Origin of the sequence: Saccharopolyspora karakumensis, from assembly GCF_004349225.1 — a bacterium.
GTDB lineage: Bacteria > Actinomycetota > Actinomycetes > Mycobacteriales > Pseudonocardiaceae > Saccharopolyspora > Saccharopolyspora endophytica.
Genome location: NZ_SMLA01000005.1, coordinates 198,112 through 208,581 on the forward strand (window position 1 = coordinate 198,112; position 10,470 = coordinate 208,581).

Consider the following 10,470-nt stretch of genomic DNA (forward strand, 5'->3'; position numbering starts at 1 on the left):
GTTTCGGACGGACGACGTCACTCGACGCGCGACTGCGCCTGCTGCGGCGCCTCCTCCTCGTCGTCGCTGGGGAGGTGGATGTCGTTGACGACGATGTTGACCTCGATGACGTCGAGACCGGTCATCCGCTCCACGGCGGTGATCACGTTGCGCCGCACCGCGCGCGAGAGGTCCACGATGGACGCGCCGTACTCGACGACCAGGTCGAGGTCCACCGCGGTCTGCTTCTCGCCGACCTCCACCTGCACGCCCGAGGTGGAGGAAGTGCCGCTGCCGCCGGGGATCCGGTCGCGCAGCGCGCCGAAGGCGCGGGAGACGCCGCCGCCCATCGCGTGGACGCCGGAGACCTCACGAGCCGCCATGCCCGCGATCTTCTGCACGACCGACGCGGCGATGGTCGTCTTGCCCTGCGAGCCCTCGTCGGCGGTGCGCGCGGGTGATCCGCCGCTGCGCGTGTCCGGGATGCGCCGCTCGCTGCTCTGAGCCCCAGCCTGCTGGGTGGCTTGGCCGGACGACGTGTCGCTGTTCTGGGCCATGGAAATCCAGCTCCTTCCCGGTACGCCGAGGAATGTCGGCGAGGTGTGGCGCGAGTAATGCCCGCACCTGGTCCGAAGGGTGTCCCAGATGCGATCGCGGCACCATTCGGGTGCCTCGGGTGACAGCGTCGGCGTTTCGCCACACCCGTCACTCCCGCATTCTTCCGTAACGCAGGAACAGCAGCGAATCCGAGTGCAGCACCGACTCCAGACGCATCCGATGCGGCGCCTCCACACCGCGACCTTCCGCGATCCGGCCCGCGTCTCCGCTGGTCAGCATGGGGGAGAGGGTCAGGCAGAGCTCGTCGACCAGGTCGGCGTCGACGAGACCGCCGAACAGCTGCGGCCCTCCCTCGCAGCCGATCCGGCGAAGCCCCCGCTGACCCAGCGCGTCGATCGCGGCGGCGAGGTCCACCCGGTCGGTACCCGCGATCACCACGTCGGCACCGGCCTCGGAAAGCGCCGCCCGCCGCTGCGCGGGCGCGGCTTGGCAGGTGAGGACGATCGGCGGCACCAGCGTGTCGGTCAGCAGCGGCGAGTCCAGCGGCAGCGCGGCGCGCGCGGTGACCAGAGCGATGGGCGGTACCTCGGACAGCCCCAGGCGGGCGCGCCGCTCGGTGCGGACCGCGTTGCGCTTCACGCCCCGATACCCCTCGGCCACGGCGGTGCCCGCGCCGACCAGGATCACGTCGGAGAGATCGCGGATCAGGCTCAGCACCTTGCGGTCCACCGGATCCGACAGCGGCCGGGAGCTGCCGCCGGAGGTGACCGCGCCGTCCAGGCTCGACACGAAGTTCACCCGGACCCACGGGCGGTGCGGGGTTTCGGGGTAGGCGTAGTGCGCCTCCAGGCGCTCGTCCGCTTCTGGTGCGCCGTTCACCGGCCAGAGCTGTTCGACCACGGCAGCCATCCCACCACGGGTGACGAGTGGCACGTGGCGTCAGGACCTGGCTCGGCGGTGACCGGTTATAGAGTCGGTCGCATGAATTTCGCCCGTCTGGTCGACCGCCGTCCAGAGATCACCCCGGACGAGCTGGTCCAGGCGATGACGCCGCCGCCCCGCTTCGCGGCGGCGCGCTTCGAGACCTACATCCCCAATCCGGACGAGCCCAGCCAGGCGCAGGCCGTGCGTGACTGCGCGGCGTTCGCGGAGCGGATCAACGCCTCCGCCGGTGGTGGTGGCGGCTGGTTGCGCGGGATGTTCGGCGGCAGGAAGAAGGCCGACGGCGACAAGCGCGGGCTCTACCTCGACGGCGGCTTCGGGGTCGGCAAGACCCACCTGCTGGCCTCGTTGTGGCACGCCACCGAGGGCACCAAGTCCTACGGCACCTTCGTCGAGATCACCAACCTCGTGGGCGCTCTCGGGTTCGCCGCGACCGTCGAGCGGCTCTCGCAGCACCGGCTGCTGTCCATCGACGAGTTCGAGCTGGACGACCCGGGTGACACGATGCTGGTCACCCAGCTGATCGCCAAGCTCACCGACGCCGGTGTGCACGTGGCGGCCACGTCCAACACGCTGCCGGACAAGCTGGGCGAGGGCCGGTTCGCCGCGGCGGACTTCCTGCGCGAGATCCACGCGATGTCGGCCCGGTTCGGCGTGGTGCGCGTCGACGGGCCGGACTACCGGCACCGCGGTCTGCCCGACGCGCCGCCGCCGATGGCCGATGAGGAGCTGTCCCGGCTCGCCGAGGCCACCGACGGATCGACGCTCGACGACTTCGACGAGCTCTGCGGTTTCCTCGCCGGTCTGCACGCCTCGAAGTACGGCAGGCTCGTCGACGACATCACCGCCGTGCACCTCTCGGGCGTGCACGCGGCCCCCGACCAGGACGTGGCGCTGCGCCTGGTGGCGCTGGCGGACCGCCTCTACGACCGCGCCATCCCGGTCCGCGTCTCGGGCGCGCCGCTGTCGGGCCTGTTCACCGAGGAGATGCTGCAGGGCGGCTACCGCAAGAAGTACCTGCGGGCGATCAGCCGACTCACCGCTCTGTCCCGGGACCTCACCAAGTCCTGATCCCCCGCCGCGCGCCGGTGACGGCGGGGGGTTGCGGTCCGAACCGTCCGGGCAAGCGGTCGTGGACGGTTCGGACCAGTGGTTACTTCGCGAGCACCTCGGCGATGGCGTCGATGCCGGTGTCGAGCTCGTCGCGCGTGATCGTCAGCGGCGGGGCGATGCGCAGCGTCGTGTCCTGCGTTTCCTTGCACAGCACGCCCTTGGCCATCAGCGCCTCGCTGGCCTCGCGACCCACCGGGCCGCCGGGCGCGATCTCCACGCCCGCCCACAGGCCCCGGCCGCGCACCTGCGCCACGCCGTTGCCGATCAGGTCGCCGAGACGCGCGTGCAGATGAGCGCCCAGGTCGCGGGAGCGCTCCTGGAACTCGCCGGTGCTCAGCAGGCGGATCACCGCGCGGCCCACGGCCGCGGCCAGCGGGTTTCCGCCGAACGTGGAGCCGTGCTGACCGGGCTGCAGCACACCGATGACGTCGTCGCGGCCCACCACCGCCGACACCGGCAGGATGCCGCCGCCCAAGGCCTTGCCCAGCGTGTAGAGGTCGGCGCGGACGCCGTCGTGGGCGCTGGCCAGCAGCTCACCGGTGCGGGCGAGGCCGGACTGGATCTCGTCGCAGATGAGCAGCGCGCCGTGCTCGTCGCACAGCCGTCGCAGCCGGGGCAGGTAGTCGGCGGGCGGTACGACCACGCCTGCCTCGCCCTGGATGGGCTCGACCAGCACCGCCGCGGTCCGCTCGCTGATCGCGGCCTCGACGGAGGTGGCGTCGCCGTAGTCGGTGACGGTGAAGCCCGGCGTGTAGGGGCCGAACTCGGCGCGCGCGTCCGGGTCGGTGGAGAAGGAGACGATGGTCGTGGTGCGGCCGTGGAAGTTGGAGCCGGCCACGATGATCTCGGCCTGGTTCTCCGGCACGCCCTTGACCTGGTAGGCCCACTTGCGAGCGATCTTGATCGCCGACTCGACCGCTTCGGCGCCGGAGTTCATCGGCAGCACCCGATCGGTGCCGGTGAGCTCGGCGAGCTCCCGGCAGAACGGTCCCAGCTGATCGTGGTGGAACGCGCGGCTGGTCAGCGTGAGCTTGCCGAGCTGCTCGGACGCGGCGGCGACCAGCTCGGGGTGCCGGTGCCCGAAGTTCAGGGCCGAGTAACCGGCGAGGAAGTCCAGGTAGCGCCGTCCGTCCACATCGGTCATCCAGGCGCCGTCGGCCTCGGCGATCACGACCGGGAGCGGGTGGTAGTTGTGCGCGCTGTAGCGCTCGTCGAGCGCCAGGAACTCCCCGGCGCGGGACTCGGTGTCGAGGTGGTGGGCGGTAGCCATGAGCACAAGGCTATGTCGATGGTCCAGCGGATTTCAGTCGTCAAGCCTTGCTTGTTGCGTCGCTTCGTTGCGTTGATTCGGGCGAACGCGAAGCTTCGTTGTGCTCTCCCGGCTTCAGAGCATGCGTGAGTCGTAGCGCCCGCGGGCGTACTGCTCCAGCGCCCCGCGCAACCGCCGGGCCTCCTGCCGCCGGGAGATGAAGCCGCCGGTCGCGCCGACCGGGTAGATCCGCGCGCCGCCGTGGTAGCGCCGCACCCGGTGCCACGCCGACGAGCGCGGTGCCGAACCGTCGGCCAACCACACCGCCAGGGACGTCGACTTGCCCTTGCCGACCACGCCGACCCGGGACACCTGCTGCCACGGGATCTCACGGGTGAGGCCCATCCGGTGGACCACGACGCCGTCGGAGTTGACCTTCAACCGCAGGCTCGGCGCCAGCATCCGGCCGCACGACCAGACCGCGCCGAACAGCAGCAGCAGCGCACCGATCCGGAAGACCGCCAGCCGGTCCGGGTTCATGGACACGGACCCGTGGGTGAACGGGATGTCCATGTGGTCGGAGAGGTAGAACGCCGCGACCAGCAGCAGCGCGAAGACCGCGGTCCACATCGCCGCCGACACCCGTCCCCGGGTGCGGAACTCCGGGCCCGGCCCGTCCCGTCGCACGCGGGGTTCGCGCTGCTGCTGCGCCTGCGTCCGGCGCTTCTGCGGCGGGGACGGGACGATCTTGTCCCGCACCTGCGGCGCGGGCGCGGCCGCCGGTTGCGCGGGCGCGGCGACCGGCGGCGCCTGGGTGTAGGCCTGGGTGACCGGCCTGGGCGCTGCCTGCGGTGCAGCGGGAACCGGCTGCGGCGGGGGAGTGTCCGGGACCTGCACCGTGCGCTGCAGCTCGGTCGAGTGCTGGGCGATGACCGCGGTGATCGTCGGCGGCAGCCAGCTGCTGCCCTGCGGGCTGGTCTCGCCGATCCGGTCCAGCATCTGCGCCGGGGTCGGGCGGGCCGCCGGGTCCTTGTGCAGGCACTCGGCGAGCAGCGGCCGCAGTCCTTCCGGCACCTTCTCCAGGTCCGGCTCGGCGTGCGCGACCTTGTACAGCAGCGAGGCGGTGCTCTCCTCGCCGAACGGGCCGCAGCCCGCGGCGGCGAACACCAGCACCGCGCCGAGCGAGAACACGTCGCTGGGCGGGCCCACTTCGCTGCCGAGCGTCTGCTCGGGCGAGAAGAACCCGGGCGTGCCCAGGAAGATGCCCGTCGCGGTCAGCGAGTGACCGGTCATCGCCCGGGAGATGCCGAAGTCGATGACGCGCGGGCCGTCCGGGCCCAGCAGGACGTTGGCCGGTTTGAGGTCGCGGTGCACCAGCTCGGCCTTGTGGATGGCCACCAGCGCCTCGGCCAGTCCGGCGCCCAGGCTGCGCACGGTGGCCTCGGGCAGCGCGCCGTGGTCGGCGACGGCCTGGTGCAGCGTCGGTCCGGGCACGTACTCGGTGGCCAGCCAGGGCTGTTCGGCGTCCGGGTCGGCGTTGACCACGGCGGCGGTCCAGAACCCGCCGACCGCGTGGGCCGCGTCGGCCTCGCGCCGGAAACGCTCGCGGAACTCCGGGTCCTCGGCGAGGTCGGCGCGGATGACCTTGACGGCGACCACGCGGCCACCGCGCGAGCGGCCGAGGTAGACCCCGCCCATCGCGCCGCGGCCCAGACGTGCCAGCAGCCGGTAGTCGCCGACCCTGGTCGGATCGCTGGCCAGCAACGGCTGCACGGCGTCCTCGCCCCCTAGATCATCGGTGGTCGCGTGTGCGCTGTCCTGACCGAAAGCTTACGTAACCTCCGCTTCCACGTCCGGCGGTCGCCCGAAATCGCGTCGGCGAGCCCGTCCGGTAATCGGTTACTTGGCTTCATTCCAGCCCTTTCACGATGACCCGCGGTGTGGGTATGATCCGGCGCACCGTGACCTGGAGCACGCTCGCAGCGGATCGAGGGAGGTACGCCGTGACAGCCAGCGGACAACGCCCGGCAGTGGCGCTGCGCGGCGTCGGCAAGCGGTTCCCCGGAGTGGTGGCCGTCGACGGCGTCACCCTGGAGATCGCACCGGGCGAAGTGCACGTCTTCGCAGGTGAGAACGGTGCGGGCAAGTCGACGCTGATGAAGATGATCGCTCAGATCGAGCAGCCCAGCAGCGGTCACATCGAACTGGACGGAGCTCGGGTCACTTTCCAGGGGCCCGGCTCGGCGCGGCGGCTCGGTGTGTCCATGGTGCACCAGGAGTTCGCCCTCGCCCCGGACCTGTCGGTCGCGGAGAACCTCTTCATCGGGCACGAACCCGGACGGGGCGGCTGGATCTCCCGCAACGCCGAGCGCCGCGCCGCGCGCGAACTGCTCGCGCGCGTCGGCCTGGACGTCGACCCCGGTCGTCGCGTGTCGCTGCTGTCCACAGCGGAGCAGCAGCGGGTCGAGCTCGCCAAAGCCCTGGCCGTGCAGGCGAAAGTGCTCATCCTCGACGAGCCGACCGCGAGCCTGACCGAGCGCGAGGCCGAGGAGCTGTTCGGCATCGTCCGCGAACTCACCGCGCAGGGCATCGCGGTGCTCTACATCTCGCACCGGCTGGACGAGATCTTCGAGATCGGTGACCGGGTCACCGTGATGCGCGACGGGACCGTTGTGGACACCAGCCCGGTCGACGGCCTCGACGAGGCGCGGCTGGTGCAGCTGATGGTCGGCCGCGACGTCTCCAACCTCTACCCGCGGACCCACCAGCCGCCCGGCGAGGTTCGGTTGAAGGTCGACGGGCTCACCCGGGGCGAGCAGGTCCGCGACGTGTCCTTCGAGGTCCGCGCGGGGGAGATCGTCGGCCTGGCGGGGCTGGTCGGCGCCGGGCGAACGGAACTGGCCCGCGCGGTCTTCGGCGCCGAACCGCCCGAGCGCGGAACGATCACAATGGACGGTCGCAAGCTGCGCATCCGCGGCCCGGCCGACGCCATCGCCGCCGGGATCGGCTACCTCACCGAGAGTCGCAAGACCGACGGCCTGGCGATGCAGCTGGGCGTGGACAAGAACATCACGATGGCCAAGCTGCCGATGCTGCGCTACGGGCTCATCGACCTGCAGGGCGAACGGCGCATCGCCGAGCGCCAGCGCGACTCGCTGCGCATCCGCGTCCCGCGCGTGGGGCGGCACGCGCAAACCCTCTCCGGCGGCAACCAGCAGAAGGTGGTGCTGGCGCGCTGGCTGGAGACCGGGGCCGACGTGCTGTTCTTCGACGAGCCGGGCCGGGGCATGGACGTCGGTGCCAAGTCGGAGATGTTCCAGCAGCTGGATTCCCTTGCCGAGCAGGGGAAGGCGGTCGTGCTGATCTCCAGCTACCTGCCGGAGCTGCTGAACATGTGCGACCGGATCCTGGTGATGCGCGGTGGCCGGATCACCGGCGAGGTCCAGCGGACCGAGTTCTCCGAAGAACGCGTCGTCGCACTCGCGACCGGAGCGAAGGGCAACCATGACTGAGCAGACCAAGGCACCGTCCAATGGGGACCGCGGCCTGCTGGGCGGGCTGAGCGACCGGCTCTCCGGCGCGGTCTCCCAGGTCGCGGCGGCCGGCGCGCTGATCGTCGTGTTCATCCTGCTGTCGATCATCGCGCCGTCGTTCCTCACCGCCGACAACCTGTTCAACCTCGGGTCGCAGACCTCGGTGAACGCGGTGATGGCGGTGGGCGTGACGCTGGTGATCATCACCGGCGGGATCGACCTGTCGGTGGGCTCGGTGGCCGCGCTCTCCGGCGTGATCGGCGTGCTGCTGATGGCCGACTACGGGTTCAACCCGCTGCTGGGCGTCGTGGGCGGGCTCGCCGTCGGTGCGCTGGCGGGGCTGGTCAACGGCCTGCTGGTGTCGGTGGTGGGGCTGCCGCCGTTCATCGCCACGCTGGGCATGCTCAGCGTGGGACGGGGTTTGGTGCTGATCGCCACCGGTGCGGTCGCGGTGTTCGGCGCGCCGGACTCGTTCCGGCTGCTCGGGCAGGGCGTCATCGGGATCCTGCCGATCCCGGTGGTGCTCATCATCGTGGTGGCCTTGCTCGGGTACGTGGTGCTCACCCGCACCCGACTCGGTCGCTACGCGTACGTGATGGGTTCCAACATGGAGGCCGCGCGGCTGTCCGGCGTCCCGGTCAAGCGCTACATCACCTCGGTGTACGTGCTCTCCGGTGCGCTGGCGGGGCTCGGCGGCATGATCGCCGCGTCGCGGATCAACTCCGGTCAGCCGAACTTCGGCGAGGGCCTGGAGCTGGACGTGATCGCGGCGGTCGTCATCGGCGGCGCCAGCCTCTTCGGCGGGCGCGGCACCGTGCTCGGTTCGCTGATCGGGGCCTTCCTGGTCGCGGTCATCCGCAACGGCGCGGTGCAGCTCAACATCGGCACCTTCTACCAGAACGTGCTGATCGGCGTGATCATCTGGCTGGCCGTCTGGTGGGACTACTACCAGCGCCGCAAGCTCGGCGGCGACGTCGGATAGCCACTTTCGCTAGGAGCAAGGGAGCTCTGCGATGAAGAAGGTTCTGACCGCAACGTGCGTGATGCTGACGCTGGCGGCCACCGGTTGCAGCGTCGGCGTGCGCGAGCAGACCGGCGGCGGGCAGGAGGCCGGCGGCCCGATCAAGATCGCGGTGGTGCCCAAGGCGATCGGTTTCGACTTCTGGGAGAAGGTCCGCGTCGGTGCCGAGTGCGCCGGGTCCAAGCAGAAGGACGTCGAGCTGCAGTGGGACGGCGTGAGCGCGGAGAGCGACGTCAGCGGTCAGCAGAGCCTGCTGCAGGACATGCTCGCCCAGGGCGACGTCAAGGGCCTGGTCTACGCGGCCACCGATGCCAAGGCGCTGTCGGACGTCACCAAGACCGCGCAGGGCCAGGGCACCACGGTGGTCAACATGGACTCCGGCACCACCCCGCAGCCGCCGGACGTGCCGGTGTTCGCCACCAACAACGTCGCCGCGGCCGAGCAGGGCACCGACGAGCTGGCGCGTCAGCTGGGCGGGAAGGGCAAGGTCGCCTTCATCGAGTTCCAGGCCGGCACCAGCACCAACGAGACCCGCGGGCAGGGCTTCAAGAACGGCCTGGCCAAGAACCCCGGGTTGCAGCTGGTGGCGCAGCAGTCCAGCGACAGCGACTACAACAAGGCGTTGCAGGTCACCCAGGACATCCTGACGGCCAACCCGGACCTCAACGGCATCTACGCGGCCAACGAGCCGAGCGTGCTGGGCGCGGCCGAGGCGGTCCGCCAGTCCGGCAAGACCGGGCAGGTCAAGATCATCGGTTGGGACACCTCGGAGGGCCAGATCCAGTCGCTGCGGGACGGGGTGATCACCGGTCTGATCGCCCAGAACCCGTTCAAGATGGGCTACGCGGCGGTCAACACCGCGGTCGCCAAGATCCGGGGCACGGGCGAGCAGACCCCGAGCACCGACACCGGCGCCACCCTCATCACCAAGGAGAACCTGGACTCGCCCGAGGTCCAGAAGATCCTCAACCCCTCCTGCGAGAACCCGCCCCAGTGACGTGATCGCGGCGGAGGCCCGCTCCTGCAGAACCCCGGTGCTCGCGGTGGCGATCGCCGGGGTTCTCGCATTTCAGGACGTTTACGAGCAGCAGGTGGCATCCGCGGCCGGGGAGTCGGACTCGACGGTGTAGACCTCCCACGGTTCCCGGCCCGGTCCGTGGACCCAGACCTTGTCCTGCACGGCGTAGCAGCAGTCGGTGTCGTTCTCGACCTCGGTGAACAGGCCGAGCTCCGCCAGGCGGGCGGTGGCCTGCTCGACGTGGCGGTGTCACCGACCTCGACGCCGAGGTGGTCCATGACGGTGTCCTGACCGTCCTCGCCTTCGAGCAGGACCAGCTTCAGCGGCGGTTCTGCGATGGCGAAGTTGGCGTAGCCGGGGCGCCGCTTTGCCGGTTCGGCGCCGAAGAGCTTGGAGTAGAAGGAGATCGACCTCTCCAGGTCACCGACGCGGAGGGCGAGTTGAAGGCGTGACATCACGAACCCCTTGTTTTGATGTGCATCGAAGCAACAACCTCGAGATCCTTGTTTTGAGGTATGTCAAATTAGAGCGGTGTCGAAGCACGAGGAGTTGGGCTGCTCGCCGGTCCTGCGGGAGCCGATGAGCGCCGAGCGGTCGATCGAGCTGGCGCGCGTGTTCAAGGCGATCGGGGAGCGGTGCGGTTGCGCCTGCTCTCGCTGATCGCCTCGCACGCCGGCGGCGAGGCCTGCGTGTGCGATCTGACCGGTGCTTTCGAGCTGTCCGGGCGACGACCTCGCGCACCACCTCAAGGTGCTGCGCGAGGCCGGGGTCATCGAGGGGGAGCGGCGCGGGACCTGGATCTACTACCGCGTGCGTCCCGAGGCCCTGAGCGCCGTCTCGTCGGTTCTGACGCCGGCGGAGGTGCTCGCGTGACGCGCACGGCCGAACCCGAGAGCGCGGTAGTCGCACGACTTTCGACGCTCGACAGGCTGTTGCCGGTGTGGATCGGCGCGGCGATGGTCGTCGGTCTGCTGGCCGGTCGCTGGGTCCCCGGTTTGGGGTCTGCGCTGGACGCGGTGCAGATCGATGGTGTCTCGCTGCCGATCGCGCTGGGTCT

General features: G+C 70.5%; 8 protein-coding genes and 3 pseudogenes. 6 read left to right on the forward strand and 5 right to left on the reverse strand.

Going from position 1 to position 10,470, the window contains the following annotated elements; all coding sequences use genetic code 11:
- Positions 1-17: 17 nt before the first annotated feature.
- Both E1202_RS05820 and E1202_RS05825 read right to left on the reverse strand, forming a co-directional pair.
- A complete protein-coding gene (locus E1202_RS05820) occupies positions 18-536 on the reverse strand; it encodes an Asp23/Gls24 family envelope stress response protein (protein WP_132681504.1) in 519 nt (172 codons plus the stop codon).
- Between the two features lie 148 nt (positions 537-684).
- Positions 685-1,446: a pyrimidine reductase family protein gene (locus tag E1202_RS05825; RefSeq protein ID WP_132681505.1), complete on the reverse strand. Its 762-nt coding sequence runs from the start codon at positions 1,444-1,446 to the stop codon at positions 685-687.
- A 72-nt stretch (positions 1,447-1,518) separates the two neighbouring features.
- On the opposite strand from E1202_RS05825, the gene zapE reads away from it, so the two are divergent.
- Positions 1,519-2,550: a cell division protein ZapE gene (zapE, locus tag E1202_RS05830; protein WP_132681506.1), complete on the forward strand. Its 1,032-nt coding sequence runs from the start codon at positions 1,519-1,521 to the stop codon at positions 2,548-2,550.
- Positions 2,551-2,632: 82 nt separating this feature from the next.
- Here the strand turns inward: zapE and rocD are convergent, their stop codons facing one another.
- Together rocD and E1202_RS05840 are read right to left on the reverse strand one after the other, a co-directional pair.
- Complete coding sequence (gene rocD / locus E1202_RS05835) at positions 2,633-3,862, reverse strand: ornithine--oxo-acid transaminase (protein ID WP_132681507.1); 1,230 nt, start codon at positions 3,860-3,862, stop codon at positions 2,633-2,635.
- A 114-nt stretch (positions 3,863-3,976) separates the two neighbouring features.
- Positions 3,977-5,614: a serine/threonine-protein kinase gene (locus E1202_RS05840; protein WP_132681508.1), complete on the reverse strand. Its 1,638-nt coding sequence runs from the start codon at positions 5,612-5,614 to the stop codon at positions 3,977-3,979.
- A 230-nt stretch (positions 5,615-5,844) separates the two neighbouring features.
- Between E1202_RS05840 and E1202_RS05845 the strand changes: the two genes are divergently transcribed.
- From E1202_RS05845 to E1202_RS05855, 3 genes are read left to right on the forward strand one after another with little or no spacing between them, the layout of a single operon-like run.
- Positions 5,845-7,353, forward strand: a complete 1,509-nt coding sequence (locus tag E1202_RS05845) for a sugar ABC transporter ATP-binding protein (RefSeq protein ID WP_235877743.1) — start codon at positions 5,845-5,847, stop codon at positions 7,351-7,353.
- Complete coding sequence (locus tag E1202_RS05850) at positions 7,346-8,356, forward strand: ABC transporter permease (protein WP_132681510.1); 1,011 nt, start codon at positions 7,346-7,348, stop codon at positions 8,354-8,356. The genes E1202_RS05845 and E1202_RS05850 overlap by 8 nt, the downstream gene beginning before the upstream one ends.
- Positions 8,357-8,387: 31 nt before the next feature.
- On the forward strand, positions 8,388-9,392 hold the full coding sequence (locus tag E1202_RS05855; protein WP_132681511.1) for a sugar ABC transporter substrate-binding protein: 1,005 nt from the start codon (positions 8,388-8,390) through the stop codon (positions 9,390-9,392).
- 81 nt (positions 9,393-9,473) lie between these two features.
- Here E1202_RS05855 and E1202_RS05860 read toward each other — a convergent pair.
- Positions 9,474-9,868, reverse strand: a pseudogene (locus tag E1202_RS05860) (ArsI/CadI family heavy metal resistance metalloenzyme).
- A gap of 124 nt (positions 9,869-9,992) precedes the next feature.
- On the opposite strand from E1202_RS05860, the pseudogene E1202_RS05865 reads away from it, so the two are divergent.
- A pseudogene (locus E1202_RS05865) lies at positions 9,993-10,286 on the forward strand (ArsR/SmtB family transcription factor).
- Positions 10,283-10,470, forward strand: a pseudogene (locus tag E1202_RS05870) (ACR3 family arsenite efflux transporter); the annotation flags it as partial. The pseudogenes E1202_RS05865 and E1202_RS05870, both read left to right, overlap by 4 nt.

Bases quoted from the DNA above. Each gene is read 5' to 3' on its own strand.
- zapE (WP_132681506.1), top strand. From the start codon at position 1,519: ATGAATTTCGCCCGTCTGGTCGACCGCCGTCCAGAGATCACCCCGGAC.
- E1202_RS05820 (WP_132681504.1), bottom strand. From the start codon at position 536: ATGGCCCAGAACAGCGACACGTCGTCCGGCCAAGCCACCCAGCAGGCT.
- E1202_RS05825 (WP_132681505.1), bottom strand. From the start codon at position 1,446: ATGGCTGCCGTGGTCGAACAGCTCTGGCCGGTGAACGGCGCACCAGAA.
- E1202_RS05855 (WP_132681511.1), top strand. From the start codon at position 8,388: ATGAAGAAGGTTCTGACCGCAACGTGCGTGATGCTGACGCTGGCGGCC.
- rocD (WP_132681507.1), bottom strand. From the start codon at position 3,862: ATGGCTACCGCCCACCACCTCGACACCGAGTCCCGCGCCGGGGAGTTC.
- E1202_RS05850 (WP_132681510.1), top strand. From the start codon at position 7,346: ATGACTGAGCAGACCAAGGCACCGTCCAATGGGGACCGCGGCCTGCTG.